This is a genomic window from Francisella persica ATCC VR-331 (assembly GCF_001653955.1).
GTDB lineage: Bacteria > Pseudomonadota > Gammaproteobacteria > Francisellales > Francisellaceae > Francisella > Francisella persica.
On the sequence record NZ_CP013022.1, the window covers coordinates 1,383,267 to 1,404,943 of the forward strand.

The window sequence follows — 21,677 nt, forward strand, 5'->3', positions numbered from 1 at the left end:
ATAATTATTCTTCTACTTGAACTACAATTTTCTCAGCTTCACTATCTTCTACAACAATTTCTTGAACACATTCTGCTACTTTTTCATCTGAATTAAATACAAATGCTTTTATTCCAGGGTAAATTGCATTTTCACCTAATTCTTCTTCTATTCTAAGTAACTGGTTATACTTAGCTATACGATCAGATCTAGATAATGATCCTGTTTTGATTTGTCCAGAACATGTTGCTACAGCCAAATCTGCAATAATAGTATCAGAAGTTTCACCAGAACGATGTGACACTACACAAGTATATCCTGCTTGTCCAGCTATCGCCATTGTTTCAAAAGTCTCTGTTAAAGTCCCGATTTGATTTAGCTTAATCAAAATTGAATTTGCAACGCCTTTTTCGATACCCTTAGCAAGTATACTTGGGTTAGTAACAAATAAATCATCACCAACTAGTTGCACCTTGTTACCAAGCTTTTCAGTTAACAGTTTCCAACCTTTCCAATCTTCTTCCGCTAAACCATCCTCAATAGATACAATTGGATACTTCTCAATCCATGCTGCATAGTAATCAATCATTTCTTGGCTTGTTAATGACTTATTCTCTGACTTAAGCTCATACTTACCATCTTTATAGAACTCACTACTTGCTGGATCTAGCGCTATAAATACATGTTTACCAGGCTCATAACCTGCTTCTTTAACTGCTTTTAATATTGCTTTTATAGCTGCTTCATTTGATGGTAGATCAGGAGCATAACCACCCTCATCACCAACACCAGCTACACTATAACCATCAGCAAGTAGTACTTTTTTAAGTGTATGAAAAACCTCTGTACCGCATTTTAGAGCCTCAGAAAATGTATCAAAACCAACTGGAACAATCATAAACTCCTGCATATCAACGTTATTATCAGCATGTGAACCACCATTAATGACGTTCATCATTGGTACTGGCATTAGATATTCTTTGACATCCATTAGATAACGATAAAAAGGTTTTCTAAGATGTGATGCTGCAGCTCTAGCAGTAGCTAGTGAAACACCTAGAATTGCATTTGCGCCTAGATTTTTCTTATTTTCAGAACCATCTAGTTCTATCATAGTTTTATCAATCAATCTTTGGTCTAATGCATCTAAACCTTTAACTGCTTGAGCTATCTTAGTATTAGCATTCTCAACTGCTTTATATACACTCTTGCCTAGAAAAAGGGCTTTATTACCATCTCTTAACTCTAAAGCCTCTCTTATACCTGTAGAAGCTCCAGAAGGAACAGCAGCACGACCAAAAGCACCACTTTCCAAAACCACATCTACTTCAACTGTAGGATTACCACGCGAATCTAATATCTGTCTAGCAAAAACTTGTTTTATTTGTGATAACATAATTACAAACTCCTTTAGATAAATTAAGTCTTTTATCATTTTTTTTTAAAAACTTTACAATTATAAGCTAGCTATGTATGCTTTGCAATTTAATATACTTATTTAAATATTATTCTTCAGATGATTTCTCTGAGATGATTTCCTGCGCCTCAGTGAAGTTAAGACTTTCAGGAGTTACTATTGTAAAAGTAGCTGTATCTGTAGGAGATTTTCGTGCTGATATTCTATATACTGAGTACAAGCATAAACTAATGCTTAGCAACGCTGTAATTATAAAAAAGCCAAATGGTCCAAAAGTAAACATCACGTTAGATATTACAACAGGACTGATTACCGAACCTAAACCATATGAAATAGTTAAAACACCAATTGCTCCTAAAATTTCATTTTCATCAAGAAAATCACTTGCATGAGATATAGATAATGGATATATCACAAAAGCACAACCACCAAAAATAAACATAATTACAGCAAATATAAAATAAGATGTATGAAAAACAAATATAAATATTGAGGTAATTAAAATACCTGCTCCTGCTAAAAATATTACTTTACGTCTATCGGTAAGATCTGATAATTTACCCATAGGAACTTGTAATAACATTCCTCCTAAAATTGTAATCATCATTAATACTGATATCATGTCATGATCACTTCCAACCCTTACGAGAAAGATAGGCAACAAAGTATATATAGAACCTAACAATGAACCACCAATAACACTAGCTACCATTGCTAGAGGAACTTTTTTAATGATTTTAGCAGGTGAACAAATTTCTTCAGAGTTTGGCACAGGTGCAACTGTTTTTGTAAAAGCCATCAATACTATCGCAACACTACATAAAGAAGATATAAAACAATAAGCTAATATCCCTTCACTAAAATGAACATTTATCATCAATTGTGACAATGCTTGTGTACCATAGTATACAAAAAGATATATTGAAAAAATCAAACCTCTATTTCTCTTATCTGATGATAATATACACCAGCTTTCAATAATGATAAATAAAGCAGCTAATGAGTAACCACAGACAAACCTAAATAATATCCAAACAGCGACACTTTTATTTACACCAACTATTAGTGTACTGATAGACATAAGAGATGCAAACAGTACAAAAGCTCTTATATAACCTACTCTAATTATAGTAAACTGTGAAAAATAAGATCCTGCCGTCATACCAAAGAAATATGCTGCAGAAATTATACCAATCATTAAACTAGAGCGACCAAGATTATTTAGTTCAATAGACGAATAAGTTGTAAAAAAGCCATTGCCAAATGATAATACACACATTGCTATTATTGGTGTAATAATAAAAAATAAAGTCTGTCTAACGGTCATCGCTCTAACCTCCAAAGAAAGGTATAATGAATATTGCAAATTATATAGAAAACTTTTAATTAAGTTAAGCTAGTTATAGAAAAAGTTTCACAAAGAAGTTTAGGTTTTTATCCACTTTATGAGCATTTAACAAATAAATAAGCCATACAGCTAAAAATGCTATACCCTCACCTATGCTAGAAAAATGTTGTTGTAACCAAATAATTGTTGAAAGAGTATTTTAATAATAGTCCATAAAACCCATTGTTCGATATAAGCTTTGACCATTAAGTACCAAGCAAACCTCCACCGATACTAGGTAACAATAATATCATCATAGCCAACACCTGCACCATATTTGGCCTCACCTAGGATTCCAACATTTACATCGTTATATATCTCAGACTTGACAGTGTATTTATCTTGTATAAGTTGCTTTAGATTAACACCATTAAAATTAATATTACGCTTACGCACAATTCGATGTTTTTTATCTATAAGTACAACAACCACTTTAATTTTAAACTCGTCAATGAGAGGACTTTCCATAAAATCATTATAGATAAATGTTAGTAGTGCTAACATCACGATAAACTTATGAACCTTATGGAAATGCAAATATACTCCAACAACACCAACCTCATTGAACCATTATCTAGGGTAAAAACTTCGTCAATATAATTTTTGACTATCCAAGGTGGTCCCATCCACCAGCCAGCCATTTGGTATATATCACTGCATCAGACTAAAGCTATTTTTGAATCTCATAATCAATATTATTTTGATATTAAAACCTTTATTGAGCAGATGACTCTGTATAGATCAGTTAAATGTTGATTAAGTGCACATTCTGAACGACCAAAATATTTAATTATCATAATTTTTTTCATTGATTTGTTTATATACTAGAGTTTAAGATCTTAGATAAACACTAAATCATAATAAATTAGCTACCTTGGCATACTATACCAGTATTATTAATACTAATTACAACAACACCAAATGGTATTAGATAATGTTTTTTTCCAAATTGATGAGGTTTGAATATATTTTTCCTATTATCTCACCTGCTTTGAATTGATCACCAGCTTTGATAAACCATTCATATAAGCTACCTTCTACTGCTTTAATATGCTTATAATTAGCAATATAAGTATATCTAATATCTGTACGTAATAAATTCAGTATCAAATGGTGATTCAATAATATTCTTATACTTTAAATATAATTTTAAATCTCTTGGCTTTGCATCTTAGCATCAGAGAAATTAATATAGTGTATAGCCTTTTCAAAAGCTTGCTCATATTCTACTGTAGTTAAATTAATATGCTCTTTGACAAAAGCTGTATAATTAATTTTATGATAAAAATTAATATCTATTAATAATTATCACCATTTGTAGAGTCAAATCTACCCTGATGCCCTGCCCATATAAACACATCTTTACCAATTTTACATTGAGGAATCAGGAAAACATCTCCTTTAGGCTGAAACTTTTTAAAATACTCAAAAAACAATATTACCTTTAGTTCTGAAACATGCATACTTGCTTGCATATATGCGCCAGATGCAGATGTATCAGACTTTTGATAGTTATTCTTCTACATAGAATATCATCTCCTGTTGATGATTGACTTACTTTGATTTTTTGTTCTGAAATATTTACTATCAAAAAGAACTATTAATCTGATAAGTAATTAGCTATTACACAGCTAGCACTAAAATGCTAAAATGATTTTAATCAATTAAAAATCAAAATAATTCAATGATAAAAGTAATGACTTTTAATGCCAATGGTATTCGTGCAGCTGCACGTAAAGGTTTTTGGAAGTGGTTTAAAATTCAAGATATTGATTTTCTATGTATTCAAGAGACAAAAGCTCAATTTCACCAATTAGAGAAAAATAAAGAGCACTTCCCCGTTGGATACTATTGTGATTTTAAAGATGCTGTCAAAAAAGGCTACAGTGGTACTGCTATTTATTCCAAGAAAAAACCTCTAAAGGTTATCAAAGAACTTGGTCTAGATTGGTATGATGATGAGGGGCGTTATATTCAGTTTGATTATGAAAACTTTAGTATCGCAAGCTTATACTTACCAAGTGGCTCAAGTGGCGATGTCCGTCAAGAATATAAAATGCAGTTTCTTGAAAAATACAAAGAAATACTCAGGGAACAAATAGAATCTGGTAGAGATTTTATAGTTTGTGGTGATTTTAATATTGTGCATAAAGAGATAGATATAAAAAACTGGAAATCTAACTATGGTAAAACATCAGGGGTACTACCAGAAGAGCAAGCTTGGTTAGATCATATCTTTGATGATTTAGGTTGGGTTGATACTTTTAGAGTTATTAATCAAGAACCTCTACAATATACATGGTGGTCAAATCGTGGTCAAGCCCGTGCAAATAATGTTGGTTGGAGAATTGATTATCATATCTCAACGCCTACCTTAAAAGACAAGGTAATACCTGAATCTGATTACATCTATAAAGAAATTTGGTTTTCAGATCATGCTCCTTTGATTATTAGTTATGATTATGAGGTTTAGATGTTTATAGAGATAGTACAACCAAGTAACTTAAATTTGATTTCAGTATTGGTAACTTTGATGACATCTCTAGTTTCTTAAGTGCTTGGATTTTTGATATATTCCTGACATATAAAGACAAAAAAATGCAAAAAGTAATAATAAAATAGCTTTAACTCTAATTAGAGAAAAAGTGATGCTTGTGAAAAGTAATGTAGATGATTTATATAACTATTTAAATGATAATAACTTAAATGAATTAAACAATATAAATAAGAAAGAATTGTTAAGTAAGTCTATTAAAACTTGTAATAACATTGATATGCAATTTTAAATTTTGCAAAAGACTATAAAAAATTATTTATTTATATTTAACTTTAGCTATTAATGATAGCAATGATTTTTTTCTTGTAAAAATAAATATCGAATCAATGCATAGATCAACTCATGAACAATCTTTATTAAATTCTTAAATGAGATAAATAAGTCTTTAAAAGAAAAGGTTGATTTATCAAACAATGCAACAAGTAACATCTTAAAATGCATATATGAGAAAGCAACAAAGAATAATAACATTGTAGATGCTTACATATTTTCAGATCTACTAGGAGTAGGTAAAACAACTTTAACTAAAAAATTAGCCAAAGCTATACCTAATACTGTCTACTACTAGAATAGACCTGTTGAATATTATATCAAAAAAGCTTGCTTCTCAAGAGCTAAATAAACAAGGTTATAAGATATATAGTCTATTATCAAACAAAAGAAAATTTTGGTTTGACTATAATGTAGTCATAGATTGTTTGTAATCCTATTGATGAATCTTGAAGTTTATGGCTCAGCTTATAGATGTAAATACTAAAAGTTATAAATATTGAAATAACCTGTAGTGATAAACAAGCTCATCAAAATCGAATAGAAACAAGGTATAAAACTAATCATAATCAATACCCTTCTTGGTAGAATGTCTTATATAGATATTATCAATCTTGGCAATATCATATTATTACAATTTATACAACTAAAACTGATATAATAGAGTCGTTTCAAAATACTTATTAATTACATAAGGAATACAAATGAATCATAAAAAAAAAACTATTATGGCATTAGGTAATTTTGCTACTGATTTCAAGCAAAATAATATCTATCTAATTCCAGAAAACACAGCTGATAAATATATAAAAGAATTTGATGACTACTTAGCAAAAACCAATGTATTGGAGAAATATAAAACTACACCTTTTATCAAAAACCATCCTGTACATCTAACACTCTACCTAACAAGTTTTGATGGTAAACATATTACAGATATACAAAATAAATTAGCACAAATTGCTAAAAATACTAAACCTTTATATATAAAAACAACAGGATTTAGTGCTGGAAAAAGTGGTTTTGTAATTTTAGATATTCAAAACTCGCAAACACTTCAACAACTATCAAATACAGTTGTAAAAAATTTAGCTAAATATAGAAATAAAAACTACCCTGCCCCAAGTTGGGTAAAATTTTATCCAAATAAATTAAAATCTTTTGAAAAATATGGTTCGCCAAATACTTTTTCTGAATTTAATCCTCATCTAAGTATTCTCGCGGCAAATTTACAAACTGATCAAGTAAGAGAGAGTTTTATCAAGGATTTTAACGAGATTATCAAAAACACAAAATTAAAACCTACTAGTTTCAAGATCAAAGCAATAGGCTTTGGTGAAGTAGACGAAAATGGACAAGTAACTAAAACTCTATATATTTACAAATTAAGTGGGTAAAATTGTAAGCAATTTTAAAATAAGGAAATATAATGAATAGTAATCACTTTAATGTAATAAGTTTAGGTGGCGGCTCTGGAGGGATAGCATCTGCTGTACAGGCTGCTAAATTTGGCAAAAAAGTTGCGATTATCGAAAAGAATGAGCTTGGTGGTACTTGCGTTAATAGAGGCTGTGTACCCAAAAAAGCTATGTGGTATGGTGCTAATCTTGCAAATGCGCTAAAACATGATGTTGCAGGCTATGGCTTTGATATTGAGGTTAAGGACTTTAGCTGGACAAATTTAAAAGAAAAAAGAGCTAAATATATTAGTAATATCCATGGTTTTTATGACAGATTATTAGATAAATGGAATATCACTCACTTTAATAATTGGGGTAAATTTAAAGATAATAAAACTATCGTACTAGATGATGGTACAGAGCTAACAGCTGATAATATTTTTATATCTCCAGGTGCTTACCCTATTATCCCAAAAAACATCGAAGGTGCTGAACTAGGTATCACATCTGATGAGTTTTTTGAGCTTGATGAACCACCTAGAAAAGCAATAATTGTTGGTGGTGGTTATATAGGTGTTGAGATTGCCGGTATCTTGAACGCCCATGGTACAGATACAACTATAATGGTGCGTAGAGATAAGCCATTAATGGATTTTGATAATGATATTATTGATACTCTAGTTGAATGTATGGCTATGACTAATCTAAAATTACTCAACCATACAAATATTACTAAAGTTGAGAAAACTAGTAATACTTTAAAAATCTCAACAGATACAGGCAAGGTTATAAAGAATATTGATACATTAATTTGGGCTATAGGTCGTGCACCAAACACAAACAACTTAGGTATAGAGAATACCGATATCAATATTACAGATAAAGGGGTAATACCTGCTAATGAATGGCAAGAGACAAATGTCAAAGGTGTATATTCTCTAGGTGATGCTTCTGGAGGCGCTCAGCTAACACCTGTTGCTATTTCTTGTGGGCGTAGACTTGCGCGTAGACTTTTCAATGGTGAGACAAACCTAAAACCAAAACTTGAGTATATCCCAACCGTTATATTTTCTCACCCTGCTATTGGTACTGTTGGCTTATCTGAAAAAGATGCTAGAGAAAAATATGGCTATCAAAATATAAAAGTTTACAAATCTCGCTTTACAGCTTTATATTGTGCTATATCTGGTCATAGAATGCCTACTGTAATGAAACTAGTTGTCACTGGTGAAAATGAAAAAATTGTTGGCTGTCATATAATTGGTCTAAATGTTGATGAGATGCTACAAGGTTTTGCAGTAGCTATCAATATGGGTGCTACTAAGAGTGACTTTGATGATACTATAGCTATCCACCCTACTAGCGCTGAAGAACTTGTAACTTTGGTTTAGAAAATAGCTAATTTACTTACCATAATTATAATTGTCGTGCTGAATTTATTTCAGCATCTCATTTTATACATTAAATTTATTGAAACCCTTAAACAAGTTCAGTGACTTTTAAAGTTTACCCACAAAAATTTTAGAAAAATTTATGATATTAACCACAGCTATATACTCTTGGTAAAAATAAAGGTTTAGTTACTGGAATAATTGTAGGAACACCTACTATCACACAAGGTATTTTTTGGGACTTGAAAAATATAATATGTGGTAAAATACTTCCTATACAAATGTTTGCAAAGAAGCCATATTACATGCTTAGTAAGAGATGATAAATCAAGCTAAAGAGTCAGATAGCTAATGCAATAGTCGCAATTCTCTATAACTCAAGCAGTCTTGGTGGATAATACTAGTGGTACCGAAGTCTTCTGCTATGTGGCTGCTTGTAGTTGTTAGATAGTCATTAAAGATCAAAATTCATAAAGTAAAATATAATTCTTAGTGTTTATTTCTAATTGTTTTTATGCACTAAATACTCTATGATGAATTTATGCTTTTTTTAAAAATACATCTTAATTATTATAAATAGGAGATTAGATAATGACTATTAGTAATTTTAATCATTCAAAAAATAAAAATAATATTACCCCTTTTTGGGTGTTATGGACATTAGAATTATGGGAAAGATTTGGTTATTATGGCTTGCAAGCTATATTAGCTATTTATTTTGCTAGAAAATTAGGTTTTAGTGATGCTGAAGCAATGTTAATATTTGGTTCTTTTTCGGCATTACTGTATGGTGGTCCACTAATTGGTGGTTGGATTGGCGATAACTATCTTGGTGCTAAGCGTACGATATTTATTGGTGCGGGAATTTTATTTTTATCATATTTATCACTTAGTTTCGGTACAGTTATTGCACAATTCATAGGTAATACAGAAAAAACTATAGTTATGTATTCACTCTCTGGAGTTGCGATTGGCGGAGGCTTGTTTAAGGCTAACCCCACATCTTTAATATCAAAGCTATTTGAAAAAGGCGATCCTGCTCTTGATGGCTCAATGACTTTATACTATATGGCTGTTAATATTGGATCTTTTATTTCAATGCTTATCACTCCTATAATAGCTGCTAAGTATGGCTATCTTCACGCATTTTTATGCTCAGCGTTTGGGATGTTGCTTGGTATTATAAACTATACAATTTTTTATCCTAAATTTAAAAAGATCACAACTGATGCTGGTAAGCAAAAAATGTCTTGGATCAAGGTTTTTGTTGTAATTTTAGGTGCTATTATAGCAATTTTCATAACTGGAAATATCCTTGAAGATACTAAGCTATGTACTCAAATAGTTGTTGTGATAGCGATACTTGCGTTGATATATTTCTTTATGCAAATGTTTAAGCAAGCAGAGCATGAAAGAAAGAGAATGCTTGTTGCTTTAATTTTGATTATTCAAGGGATTATATTTTTTGTGCTGTATCAACAAATGCCAACATCACTAAACTTCTTCGCGGTTAATAATGTAAACCCTCATTTCTTGGGAATGACTGTACATGGTGAACAATGGCAGGTTCTAAATCCTTTAGTGATTATTTTAATGTCACCGTTATTATCAGTTGTGTATAAGAAAATACTTGGCACACATGTGACAAAATTTTGTTTTGGCATGACTTTATGTTCAGTAGCATTTTTAGTACTATACTTCCCACAATTTACTGCTACTGATGGGATTGTATCTGGTTGGTGGTTAGTTGCTAGTTACTTCTTCCAATCTACCGGAGAATTACTAATCTCTGCATTAGGTTTGTCTATGGTTACAGAATTATTCCCACGTAAAAAGTGGTTTTGCCTTGGGGATGTGGGCTTTAACTACGATAGTTGCTGGGCCTATTGGTGGTTATGTTGGTGCGTTGACGGCACCAGCAGAAGGAAGTGTATTTACAAAGGTTGAAGGACTAGCTGTTTATGGTCATGTCTTTTTAACTATAGGTATTTTTGTCGCTATAATTGCTGGTATTATGTGGATTGCTCGCAGTTGGTTAAATGCTATTATAGAGAGTACTAGAGTACATTTTGTATCAGAAGGTACCCATGGTATGAATGAAGAAACTGTTATTCTACTGACTACAACAAATTGTTAATCTTTAGCTTTTGGTTTTCTAACACTTTTATTTTGATGAATTTTTTGTCTATTTTTTTTGCAAAATCATTATTGCTATTAAAGGCTTTTTATTACTAATAATTCTTATTCTTCATCAATTTTCTTAGCTTTTGTTTTTTGAGACATACTAGTTATAGGTACATTATGTTGAGCCTCAAAGCCATTAAGCTCTCCGCGAGGTAACAAATGTCCTATTAGATGTTCAATATTTAATGTTACTTCATCAGCAATAACTAGAGAAATTGCTAAACCATCTTGTCCTGCTATAACTTGTCCTACCTACTTATATGTACATAATCTTCAGCAACATTTAGTAAGTCAAGATTTATCACTCATGATAGTTGAGCAATATCGATTCTGCGAGCGGCAATATCTGTAGCGACTAAGACATTTATTTAGCTTTAAAATCTGCTAAGGCTTTGGTACGCATGGCTTTGGTACGCATGGTTTAACTTTTGTTACCATGAATAGCACTACTGCTAGTACTAGCATTATTTAACTTTTCTGAAATTTTATTTTCCCTATTGTTAGTACGCGAGAAAACGAGTACTTGATGTAAGTTTTGTTGTATAATTAGAGCAATCAAAGCATTTATTTTGTTAGATTTATCTAGAAGTATAGATTTTTGTGGTTATTTTTTTCACAGCTGTATTACAGTATCTACAGAGATAAATTGTTGGTTATTAAGAAACTCATTAGTTATTTTTTTATCTCTGGTGAAAATGTTGCCAAGAACATTAGTATTTGGATTTATGTAAAAAAATTATGTGAATCTTTTTTAGATCATTAATAAAGCCCATATCTAGCTAGCATTTTATCTGCTTCATCAAGAACTAAAGTATTATATTTGACTATCAAAATTGATTGCATTTTGACTATATAAAATCAAGTAATCTACTTGGAGTACAATGAGTATCTCAACTCACTTACATAACTTCATAATTTGAGGATTGATATTTACACCACCAAAAACGACTACTGAGAGAATATGAGTGTTATATATAACTTGATCTTGGATTTGTGCAGCTAACTCTCTTGTTGGGGTTAAAACTAAAACTTTAATTTTATTTGCCTATTCTTTTGGCTGATCTAAAAGTTTATGAATAATTGGTAGCGTGAAAGCTGAGGTTTTTCCTGTTCCTGTTTGTGCCGCTGCCATAACACCACTACCCTAAAAATATTAGGAATAGCTTTTGCTTGGATTACTATTGGAGTTGTATAACCTTTTTTTAAAAAAGTGCTACATATTGGAGGATTTAAACCTAAATCTAAAAATTGCATGAATATTTTATTTTTATAAACCTAGCTATAATTAACGCTAATAATTGGCATTTACTCTATAAAGATGATTTATTAAATAATATAATATAGCCTAGTAATTTTAGTTACAGCAGGATAAATTTAATAATGAAAGATAAATACTGCTCTAAATTAGGTAAAAATGTCCAGCAACACCTTATTAAACTAGGTCTAGAGCAACCAAGAGAATTTAATCTTGATAATGACAGCAAAATAGCCATAATAGCCAAAGCATATCGACAAATCTTAGATGCTCTTGGTTTACACACACATGAATTTGAGAAAACTCCTTTTAGAGTAGCAAGAATGTTTTCTCAAGAAATATTTAATGGCCTTGATTATGCTAATTTCCCTGCCTGTGCTTTATATGAAAATGAATTTAACTATACTGGAGTTCTAACTCAAAAAAATATAACTATTATGTCATTTTGTGAGCATCATTTTGTACCGTTTGAGGGTATTGCTGAGGTTTCTTTTATTCCTAAAGATAACAATATTATTGGTCTGTGTCGTATTAATAGTATTTGTGATTTCTTTGCTAGACGCCCGCAGATTCAAGAGCGAATGACCACACAAATATTTGAAACTTTAAAGTTTATTTTAGCGACAGACGATGTTAGTGTAGAGATTAAGGCTAAACATGCTTGTGTTTCATTGAGAGGAGTGAATAATCAAGATTCTCAAACATATACACAAATGGTTGGTGGTGCTTTTGCTAAATAGAAATTATGTTAAGATAAGTAGTTTATTAGATATTGGATGTTTATTTTTAATTGCCTTGATTATTGCTTGTATATTTTCAAAAAGCTATTTGAGGTATTTTATTGTAGTGCTAACGATTATCTATTATATTATAGGTAATGGAATCTTAGGAACCATTTTAGCGCTACCACTTAAATCAGAATCTACAGATATTAAAGCTTACTCTAATACCAAAGGGATTCTTCTCTTAGGCGCTGGTATAAATCAAGCTTTTGGTGAATTAGAGCCAGCTTTAAACGCCTATGATCGTATACTTAAAGTTGCTGAAGTGTATAACAAATATCCACAACGAATCATTATAAGTGGAGGGTCTCCTTTTGGAGAAAAACTATCAGAAGCTGAAATTTATTCTACAGTGTTATATAAGTTAGGTATACCAAAATCAAAAATCATTCTCGAGAAAAATTCTAAAAATACTTATCAGAATGCTGAATTTATTAAGAAAATCTTAGCAAATGATAAAAATACTTACTGTTTAGTTACTAGTGGAATTCATTATAAAAGAGCAAAAATAATTTTTGATAAATTTGCTATAAATACGGTTAATATAACTTCATCAAAGTTTGTCCCAAATATAAAAATACTTCCAGATGCTTATAATTTCTATATAACCCAAAATATAATTCATGAATACTTAGGAATTATAAGAATTTATCTATCATCATTTTAATTATAAAATTGCTAGTTAACATAAACAAGCTATAATTATCAAATATTTTTAAATATAAATCTTGAGTATTGTTTTGCTTACTTATTAGTAGTTGTTATTGTCAGACAATTAATGTTGCAACTGCACAAATGTTAATTAAGCAACAATCATTTACTAAATTTGCTATTGATATCAAAAAATTAATCAAGCAATCAAAAGATAAAGGTTCTGAGATTGTTGTTTTTCCTGAAGATAATTCAGTAAATTTAATTAACAATTCTCCATTGAATTGAATAAGCAAAGTATTATCAAACTTAGTAAATATTATAATCAAATTAAAAGCTTAATAGTAAAGCTGGTTAACGAATACAATATGATTATCATAGGTGGAACTATTACTAAAAATGATAATTGTAAAATCTCTAATACTGTTTTGGTAGGTTTACCTAATGGCCAAGTAATAGAAAATGACAAAATTTATTTAACTCCTTAAGAAGGAATGTTGGTTGTACTAAATTCGGTAAGAATATTTTATCATTAAACAATACCTAAAAATACTAATCCTAAAACTAATAATTTTAAACTGTAATATTAAATTATATGCTATAATCTTAGTAATTTTTTTTAGAAGTAATTATGAAATATATTAAACTAGGTAAAACTGGTGTTGATATTAGTAAAATATGTCTTGCTACTATGACTTATGGTAGACAAAACACTCAAGCTGAAGGATTTGAGTAGATGGATTATGCCCCTTCTCAAGAAGTTAATTTCTTGGATACGACTGATATGTACACAATCCACTCACTACCAAAACTTATAGTAAAATCGAAGAGATAATCAATAACTTGGTTTAAATAAAGATAAAAAACGCAGTGAAGTCATTTTAGTAACTAAATTCTCACCAAGACCATGGATGAGAAATGAAGAAAACCCTATCACAGACTATCAATTCTGTTAATAATCTAAAATGCTTACAAACAGACTATATTGATCTATACCAATTTCATTTACAACTAGACCTCACTTTATGGAATGTAGAACATTTAGCAGGTCAGCAAAATAGACAACTTATAGTAGATAATATTCATGAAATTTTGGTTACCTGTTATGAATGAATCAGTGTTGAAAAGATTATGCGTATATGATTATATAATTATTCTGCTTGGGGTATTAATCAATTTATCAACTTAGCTGAAAAATATGATTTACCAAGAATATTTAGCTTACAAAAAGTATAATTTACTCAGAAGAAGAGATGAATCTGATGTAATGGAAACGTGTGCTTTAGAAGAAATCTCTTATATATGTATGGTCGCCTCTACAGATGGTGATCTTAAATGGTAAATACTGAAATGGCGATATTCCAGCTGATAGTAAGAATGTCTTATGAAGTTATGGGATCTCCTAAGCAAAAAGCTCGATTTGCTATTAGGCAAAATGCCATAGTTGACAAAGCTTTAGCAGAATATTTAGAAGTTGCTAAGAAACATAATCTAGATGTTTGTCAAAATGCAATAGCTTTCACAATCATAAAAGCATATATGAGCTCTAGTATAAATTGGTACGACAACTATGGAGCAATTAAAACTAATATCGATGCTATTATCTAAATTTATCTGATGCAGTCTTAGCTGATATTGAAAAAGTCAGAAGAAAATATCCAATACCATTCTAGTAGATAGGCTTATCATATTGTCAAAAAAATCTTTCTAATCTAATATGGTTATGCAGTGCTATTTTACATGTACACTAGCGTGATAAATACATCACTTTCTGCATTTTCGGTTCCATTTAATAAATCAATATGGCTTTTCTAGTATTGATATAGTTTTTGCCATATCTATATACATATATTATAATGTCAGTGATGAAAATACCTGCTGGAATTATAGTTGATAAATATGATATTGATATCCCAGTAATGTTTGCTATGATTGCAGTTTTAAGTGTAACAATAGTTTTTGTCTTTCCTATTAACTCAGCTACTCTACTTGCATCGCGTTTTATTATAGGGTAATCTTAATTTTGCAGTGATGAGTGCTTATTAGGCTTACAAGAGTTATTACTTAGTAAACGTTCATTTGCAATTGCGATATGGTTTATTTATTTTTTGGGTCATTAGCTGTTTTCTGTTTCTGCTGATCCATTAAATTATGTTGTTCAACAGTATCACTATAACTATATAGTTCTGACATTAGTAAGTATTATGTTTATGATATTGATGCTATTATTATATCAGTAGATTTAAATACGGTAAGATTCCTAGAAGTAGTGATATTAAGTTATTTAGAGATTAGCTGGTATTAAAGATATCTTTAATTAAATAAGCAAATAATTTTACTATACTTTATGCTAGTTTTTTCACTTATGTATTTAATTTAATACAATTTGCTACTTGGGCAAAACTATCTTGCTAAATATCACAACAAGCAGGTTTGATAGGTAAATAGTATTGCTTTACTTGCATCAGGTGTTGCTTCAATTATTATTGGATTGATTATTGCTACTTAATTTCTTTAAAGAAGGCATATTTTTATTTTTACAATATTGGTGACTATTATTTCAGCGATTATTATTTTTTATACGTAGTATTACTAATATTTATATCCTTAGTTTAGCTGCTTTATTTTTTAGTACTGGTTTTGGCTTTACAGGTATAGTTTTTGATACTGCAAACGTAAGCAAAGTTATCTTGTCAATATATTATAACTATTATTTCTAATCGAATACAGTATTATCTTTAGCTGCTTATATCCCAGAAACTTTAGTCGATTATAATTTTGGTACTTTTATGAGCTACAAAATAGATCTTATTGCTTGTTTTTAATTTTATTAATTATTGCTAATATTTTAAGCTTTTTTATTTGGCACAAAAAATCTAATCAAAAAACCTGTTGATTTAATGGTGTAAGAACATGAAGCTTATCAAAATGCAACTCTGAGAACTAGGCAAACAAAGGCTTCGATAGGCTCAGCCAACATGCTCTATAAAGCTTTTATTGATTAAATCAATAGTCTTTCAAAGATTCAAAAAGTTTTTTAGTGTTGCTAAGCCATACTCAGTTAAATATGCCTCTGGATGATATTGCACACCAAAAATCTTTGCACTTTGATGAGCAAAAGCCATGATCTCATCATCATTAGTTGAAGCTAAAGTAATTAAAGGTTCTTTAATATCATCAACGATTAATGAATGATAGCGTGTTACAGTAAATTTTGCTGGTTGATCTTTATATAATGATGATAAATGAAGTTGCTTAATCTCAGAGAGTTTTCCATGATATATTTGCTTAGCTTTTATGATTTTTGCACCATAATACTGAGCAATAAGTTGATGTCCTAAACAAATACCTAACAAAGGTAGATTATTTTGTTGACAATATTCAATAATTGGATATATGTCTTTAAGCTCATCTGGATGACCTGGTCCTGGTCCAATTATGATATGCTTGTATTGCTCAATATTTTTTATTTGCTCATCAGTTTTTACCACATATGCTTGATAGCCAAGATAAGTTATATAATCAAAAATAGTATTACTAAATGAATCATAGTGATCGATATATAAAACCATCTTAAATCTCCAAATATGCTGGTATCAAACCTAGAACACTATTAATAAGATATATTTTATCAGCAGTTTTCAAATCATTTAAAGTTATGCTTTTAGCTTGAAGTTTACCTTTTTGAATTAAAGATTTTCTTGTGATACCTGCTAAGACACCATCTTTTAGTTTTGGAGTGTAGAGTTTATTATTTTTCTCAATAATTATATTGTGAAATCTAGTTTCAGTAATATTATCTTTTTCATTTATATATATAAGCTCGTAATTCTTGTCTTGATTAATATATTTTTGATGCATTTGAGCATAAAAACCTCGTGTCGAGTTATGCGTGGTTTTATGCTGGAATAATTTATTAGCTGAATTTATTTTCTCAGGACAAACTAATAGCTTAATAGGCTGTTGCTTAGTGGTATCAATTTGAGCATGTTCAATAATTATAGATTTATTATAATGATATTCAACACGGATTTTATATTCTTTATCTCTAGCTAATTGCTCTACATAATCATATAGTTGATCTCTAATCTTTTGAATATCAATATCAAAAAATAATTGTCTAGCAGAATTCTTAAGCCTATCTAGATGCAACTCTAAATATCTAAACTTTTTATGATAGTAAAGACTTTCAATTAAACAAAAATCTGGATGGTATATTTGGCGAATAAAATTTATTTTAATATTCATTTCTTGCCATTCTGATTGCACATCTGAATATACAGTAATACCACCACCTACACCAATTTGTAAGTTATCCTGATATTTTTGTATAGTGCGAATAGCTACATTAAAACACATATCATTATTTGGCATAATATAACCAATGCTCCCGGTATAAACTCCCCTTTTATCTTTTTCTATTTGTTTGATTAGTTCAATAGTTCTTTTTTTGGGTGCTCCTGTGATTGAACCGCATGGAAATAATCCATCTAAAATTTTTCTAAAAGATATTCGTTTATCTACTTTTGCAGAAATTTGAGAGGTCATTTGTAATAAGTTTTTATACTTCTCTATTAAGAATAGCTTATCTACTTTAACACTATAAGTTTTTGCTATAGCTGATAAATCATTACGCAGAAGATCTACAATTATTAGGTGTTCCGCCATATTTTTATCACATGATGATAATTCTTTATATATTTTTAAATCCTCTAAATCATTACCTGTAAGTTTAGCTGTGCCTTTCATCGGTTTTACAACTAAATTATCAGCTTTTTTTTTAAAAAAAAGTTCTGGTGAGATTGATATAATATCTGGGTTTAAAAATGGTAGATATGCTGCATATTTAACTGATTGTTGCTGTTTAAGTTTATTATATAGTTCTTGACTAGTAAGCTTTGTGGTAGCTGAAATATTTTTAGTTAAATTAATTTGATAACTTTCACCATTGATAAGTGCGTGCTGAACTTCTGCAAATTTTTTTTGATAATCTACAAAACTAAGACTATCTATCATTAAATCTATATTTTTATCTGAATTTAGATAACTAGGTATATCATTACAACAGTCTCTAAACGCAACAAAATGAAGTAACTTATCAGTAGTAGCATGACGTAAATGTCTAAGACTATCATTAAGATAATAGCTAGCTTCATAGCTTATGTAACCAACTAAAAATAATCTCTGTTGTTGAAATTTTTCTAACTCATAAAAAGCTAATTCTAGTGATTCTTTATCATTAGCTATAATCTCCCCAATAGGATTATAGAAATAATAATTTTGCTGTTTGCTCAATGTATCTTCAAAGATTGTAAATTGTGGTAATTGATAACTACTCATGATTAATCATTTCTTTTAATTTCTTTCTATCAGTTTTACCTGTTACTGTTAATGGAATTTTATCAATATAGACAATCCCATCTAATTTTTTATATTCAGCTAGATATTTACTTAGTTGACTATTTATAAAATCTAAACAATACTGCTTTGATGCGACGAGATATGCCCAAATTGTTTCTCCCCATATTTTATCTTGCTTAGAGGTGACAATACAATCCTTGATACCAGCTATTTTCAAAATTGCAGTTTCTAACTCAAGTGGCGAAATATTTGAGCCTCCTTTAATGATTATATCTTTATAACGACCATAAAATTTAAGCTCATATCTTTGGTTATCAAAACTACCGATATCTCCTGTTTCTAACCACTGGATTTGATTATTTAAAGGTAACATATTATTTTTGATAAAAATCTTACCATAATTAACATTTGCAAACTTAGTTATTCTTACTTGTGTGTCTGAAAAAATTTTAACTACGTTAGTAGCGCTAGCTGAGATATTTTGACCATAACCAAATATTTCTGTCATACCTATACCATTTAGCAATGGTAAGCCTAATTTGTCTTTTACTGCTGTTGCTAAGCTTGCACTAGCCACATCACCAGCAACACTTAAATAGCGCAAGTTATTGTTACTATTAATATCTTGAGCTATTAGAAAGTGATACATCGTCGGTAATAATGCTAAAGCTGTGACACTATTTTGGTTAATAATCTTTGCTACTAATTTAGCATTAAACTCACGGATAATTGTTATATCTAATCCCATTGCTAATGCTGGTAAAATTTGATATGAAAAAGCAAAAGCATGATTTATTGATAATACTACTAGAAGATGATCACCTAGTTTAAGACCTAAATCATGGACTCTATTTTTTGCATATGCAATAGTTTGCTCGACATTATGAAGATACTTTTGATAAACGCCCGTAGTGCCCGAGCTTACATGTGCTATCAAAGCTTTAGCATGTATTGTAAAATCTTCTTCTTGATTAAGTTTATCAAAAAAATCTAACTCATTCTCTATGTATAGTGTCTTAACTTGTAATTCACAAAGTTTATCAGTTATAAATAAACTATCATCCTCTACTATTGCTGCTAGTTCATTATCGACTAATCTTGGGTTGATAGGTACAAAAAGATCTATATCGGCTATCCAACTAGCTATGTATAGGCCAACTGATAATGGTGAATTTTTGAGATTTGAGTATATTTTTCTATAACCAGAAGATTCCAAAAATCTAGCTAGATTATATGATTTTTGCAGAATTTCAACATATTTATATTTTCTATTTTCAAAGAAAATATATTTATTTTTGCCATAATTTTTAATATCTTCTAAAAACTCACTTAGCTGATTCATATTTTTAGTAATTAATTATGTATTTGCTGATATAATACCTTAAATACAAAAATTTACCTATAATTTCTATCTACAAAATGAAACAATCTTTATTTTTAAATGGTGTTGAAATATATGTAAGTTTAGGCTGCTCAGAACAAGAAAGAGCTCATAAACAAATGATTAATCTTGATCTAGAGCTAGAATTTAACCAAGTTTATAGTGCTAGTGATAGCGATAATCTTGAAGAAACTATTTGTTACTATACTATAAGAAATAATATCCAACAATTTTGTGATGATATTAGCTGTAATCTTATAGAGTACTTAGCTAAACAAATTTATCTATTTATTGAAAAAAACTATAGTGATATAACTATCAAATACTTGAAACTTATCAAAAAGCCCCCAGTTTCTCAGATAGGGTCAGCTTGTTTTATAATTAGGAATTAGTGTGCAATATATTATAGGAATTGGAACAAATATTGGTTTTACTATCGAAAATATTCATCTTGCGATAGCTGCCCTAGAATCGCAGCAAAATATAAGAGTTATAAGAAAAGCAAGCTTATATAGCAGTAAAGCTGTTCTTAAAGAACATGCCCCAAAAGAATGGGATATCAGATTTTTAAATACAGCTGTGAAAATTAACTCTTCGCTAAAGCCTGATGAGCTTTTAGTAATCTTAAAAGATATAGAAACACAAATGGGTAGAGATCTAAGTGCTCCTATATGGTCACCTCGGGTGATTGATTTGGATATTCTCGCTGCTGAGGATTTAATCCTAGAGACAGATGAGCTTACAATTCCACATAAAGAATTAATTAATCGGAATTTTGCTTTAGCACCTTTATTAGAATTATCTAAAGGCTGGCATCACCCTAAATATGTCGAATGTGATCTTAATATAAGATATAAAGAGCTAGGGGAGATAATAAAACTTAAACAAACTCTTACAAATACAATGCGTATGGGTATAGTTAATCTGTCAAGTCAATCTTTTTCAGATGGTGATTTTAGTGATAACCAACGTAAATTAAACTTTGAGGAGCTTATAAAAAATGGTGCTGAGATTATTGATATAGGTGCTGAATCGACTAAACCTAATTCTAAGCCTATAACGATTGAGGAAGAATTTAACAAATTAGATAAATTTTTAGAATATCTCAAATCACAACTTGCAAATTTGATTTATAAACCATTAGTTAGCATTGATACACGCAAGCTAGCTGTAATGCAACAGATTCTCTCTAAACATAATGATATTATCTGGATGATAAACGATGTTGAATGTAACAATATTGAGCAAAAAGCCCAACTAATTGCTAAATATAACAAAAAATATGTTATAACTCATAATTTAGGTATCACAGATAGAAATCAGTATTTAGACAAAGATAATGCTATAAATAGTGTTTGCGAATATGTAGAGCAAAAAAAACTTGTACTTCTAAATCACGGCGTGGCAAAAGAAAATATTTTCTTTGATGTTGGCTTTGGTTTTGGCAAAAAATCAGATACTGCTAATTACTTGTTAGAAAATATAGTTAAAATTAAACAAAAACTAGACCTCAAAGCATTGGTTGGTCACTCACGCAAACCATCAGTTTTAAGTTTAGACAAAGATAGTAATCTAGCAACCTTAGATCGTGATACAAGAGAGCTTTCACGAAAGTTAGAAAAATTAGCTATTGAAATTATAAGAGTACATAAAATTTAATAA

Annotated in this window: 17 protein-coding genes and 5 pseudogenes; 13 read left to right on the forward strand and 9 right to left on the reverse strand. The window is 29.9% G+C overall.

Annotated features, from left to right (window positions below):
- Positions 1-4: 4 nt before the first annotated feature.
- The 5 genes and pseudogenes from eno to FSC845_RS09110 form a co-directional block, all read right to left on the reverse strand.
- On the reverse strand, positions 5-1,375 hold the full coding sequence (gene eno, locus FSC845_RS06065; protein WP_064461142.1) for a phosphopyruvate hydratase: 1,371 nt from the start codon (positions 1,373-1,375) through the stop codon (positions 5-7).
- A 109-nt stretch (positions 1,376-1,484) separates the two neighbouring features.
- Positions 1,485-2,738, reverse strand: a complete 1,254-nt coding sequence (locus FSC845_RS06070; protein WP_144416535.1) for an MFS transporter — start codon at positions 2,736-2,738, stop codon at positions 1,485-1,487.
- A 58-nt stretch (positions 2,739-2,796) separates the two neighbouring features.
- A pseudogene (locus FSC845_RS07555) lies at positions 2,797-2,993 on the reverse strand (nicotinamide mononucleotide transporter); the annotation flags it as partial.
- Positions 2,994-3,017: 24 nt separating this feature from the next.
- Entirely contained in the window at positions 3,018-3,251 is a 234-nt protein-coding gene (locus FSC845_RS09105; RefSeq protein WP_227806582.1) for an ROK family protein, read from the reverse strand.
- A gap of 830 nt (positions 3,252-4,081) precedes the next feature.
- Positions 4,082-4,258: a M14 family metallopeptidase gene (locus FSC845_RS09110; protein ID WP_227806584.1), complete on the reverse strand. Its 177-nt coding sequence runs from the start codon at positions 4,256-4,258 to the stop codon at positions 4,082-4,084.
- Between the two features lie 209 nt (positions 4,259-4,467).
- Between FSC845_RS09110 and FSC845_RS06090 the strand changes: the two genes are divergently transcribed.
- From FSC845_RS06090 to FSC845_RS06105, 5 genes and pseudogenes are all read left to right on the forward strand, one after another.
- Positions 4,468-5,256, forward strand: coding sequence for an exodeoxyribonuclease III (locus tag FSC845_RS06090; RefSeq protein ID WP_064461146.1), 789 nt, complete (start codon positions 4,468-4,470; stop codon positions 5,254-5,256).
- A 1,058-nt stretch (positions 5,257-6,314) separates the two neighbouring features.
- On the forward strand, positions 6,315-7,007 hold the full coding sequence (locus FSC845_RS06095; RefSeq protein WP_068594371.1) for a 2'-5' RNA ligase family protein: 693 nt from the start codon (positions 6,315-6,317) through the stop codon (positions 7,005-7,007).
- A gap of 32 nt (positions 7,008-7,039) precedes the next feature.
- Positions 7,040-8,401: a glutathione-disulfide reductase gene (gene gorA, locus FSC845_RS06100; RefSeq protein WP_064461148.1), complete on the forward strand. Its 1,362-nt coding sequence runs from the start codon at positions 7,040-7,042 to the stop codon at positions 8,399-8,401.
- A gap of 142 nt (positions 8,402-8,543) precedes the next feature.
- A pseudogene (locus FSC845_RS07570) lies at positions 8,544-8,848 on the forward strand (heavy metal-binding domain-containing protein).
- Positions 8,849-8,992: 144 nt separating this feature from the next.
- Positions 8,993-10,538: pseudogene (locus tag FSC845_RS06105) on the forward strand (oligopeptide:H+ symporter).
- Here the strand turns inward: FSC845_RS06105 and FSC845_RS06110 are convergent.
- Positions 10,535-11,839: pseudogene (locus FSC845_RS06110) on the reverse strand (DEAD/DEAH box helicase). The pseudogenes FSC845_RS06105 and FSC845_RS06110 sit on opposite strands and share 4 nt — an antisense overlap.
- 126 nt (positions 11,840-11,965) lie before the next feature.
- On the opposite strand from FSC845_RS06110, the gene folE reads away from it, so the two are divergent.
- The 6 genes and pseudogenes from folE (at position 11,966) to FSC845_RS09125 (ending at position 15,288) form a co-directional block, all read left to right on the forward strand.
- Entirely contained in the window at positions 11,966-12,580 is a 615-nt protein-coding gene (folE, locus tag FSC845_RS06115) for a GTP cyclohydrolase I FolE (protein ID WP_064461149.1), read from the forward strand.
- A gap of 13 nt (positions 12,581-12,593) precedes the next feature.
- Positions 12,594-13,289, forward strand: coding sequence for a YdcF family protein (locus tag FSC845_RS06120; RefSeq protein WP_064461746.1), 696 nt, complete (start codon positions 12,594-12,596; stop codon positions 13,287-13,289).
- A gap of 128 nt (positions 13,290-13,417) precedes the next feature.
- Positions 13,418-13,811: pseudogene (locus tag FSC845_RS06125) on the forward strand (nitrilase-related carbon-nitrogen hydrolase); the annotation flags it as partial.
- Positions 13,812-14,191: 380 nt separating this feature from the next.
- A complete protein-coding gene (locus FSC845_RS10160) occupies positions 14,192-14,386 on the forward strand; it encodes a hypothetical protein (RefSeq protein ID WP_227806585.1) in 195 nt (64 codons plus the stop codon).
- 222 nt (positions 14,387-14,608) lie between these two features.
- On the forward strand, positions 14,609-14,881 hold the full coding sequence (locus tag FSC845_RS10165; RefSeq protein ID WP_227806586.1) for a hypothetical protein: 273 nt from the start codon (positions 14,609-14,611) through the stop codon (positions 14,879-14,881).
- Between the two features lie 257 nt (positions 14,882-15,138).
- Positions 15,139-15,288: a hypothetical protein gene (locus FSC845_RS09125; RefSeq protein ID WP_227806587.1), complete on the forward strand. Its 150-nt coding sequence runs from the start codon at positions 15,139-15,141 to the stop codon at positions 15,286-15,288.
- Positions 15,289-16,290: 1,002 nt separating this feature from the next.
- Here the strand turns inward: FSC845_RS09125 and FSC845_RS06140 are convergent.
- The 3 genes from FSC845_RS06140 to FSC845_RS06150 are packed head-to-tail and all read right to left on the reverse strand — an operon-like array spanning position 16,291 to position 19,976.
- Positions 16,291-16,845 (reverse strand): aminodeoxychorismate/anthranilate synthase component II, encoded by a 555-nt coding sequence (locus FSC845_RS06140; protein WP_064461150.1) that lies wholly within the window; start codon positions 16,843-16,845, stop codon positions 16,291-16,293.
- Position 16,846: 1 nt separating this feature from the next.
- Entirely contained in the window at positions 16,847-18,613 is a 1,767-nt protein-coding gene (locus FSC845_RS06145; protein ID WP_064461151.1) for a chorismate-binding protein, read from the reverse strand.
- The gene (locus tag FSC845_RS06150; RefSeq protein ID WP_064461152.1) at positions 18,606-19,976 is read right to left on the reverse strand and encodes a class I adenylate-forming enzyme family protein; all 1,371 of its coding nucleotides are present in this window, start codon (positions 19,974-19,976) and stop codon (positions 18,606-18,608) included. Before FSC845_RS06150 ends, FSC845_RS06145 begins: the two co-directional genes overlap by 8 nt.
- A 77-nt stretch (positions 19,977-20,053) precedes the next feature.
- Between FSC845_RS06150 and FSC845_RS06155 the strand changes: the two genes are divergently transcribed.
- Entirely contained in the window at positions 20,054-20,407 is a 354-nt protein-coding gene (locus FSC845_RS06155) for a dihydroneopterin aldolase (protein WP_064461153.1), read from the forward strand.
- A 1-nt stretch (position 20,408) separates the two neighbouring features.
- Complete coding sequence (folK, locus tag FSC845_RS06160; RefSeq protein WP_068594373.1) at positions 20,409-21,674, forward strand: 2-amino-4-hydroxy-6-hydroxymethyldihydropteridine diphosphokinase; 1,266 nt, start codon at positions 20,409-20,411, stop codon at positions 21,672-21,674.
- Positions 21,675-21,677 lie beyond the last annotated feature (3 nt).